At 49.8% G+C, this 209-nt stretch carries 1 rRNA gene; it reads right to left on the bottom strand.

Annotated features, from left to right (window positions below):
• Positions 1-135 (bottom strand): 16S ribosomal RNA (locus ACSEXW_RS28550); the annotation flags it as partial.
• Positions 136-209 lie beyond the last annotated feature (74 nt).

Below are 209 nucleotides of genomic sequence, written 5' to 3'. Positions count from 1 at the left end.
CTTACAGGCAGGTTGCCTACGTGTTACTCACCCGTCCGCCGCTAACCTGTCCCCGAAGGAACAGATCCGCTCGACTTGCATGTATTAGGCACGCCGCCAGCGTTCGTCCTGAGCCAGGATCAAACTCTCCAAAAAGGTTTGTTCGATATAGCTCATTCATTACACTTGGCTGTGTTTGTTGTTACTACTCGTTGTTCAGTTTTCAAGGA

The organism is Oryzibacillus soli (assembly GCF_051594765.1).
GTDB lineage: Bacteria > Bacillota > Bacilli > Paenibacillales > NBRC-103111 > Paenibacillus_AR.
The sequence above is the reverse complement of the archived record's forward strand: the minus strand, read 5'-3'. Positions and strand labels throughout refer to the sequence as shown.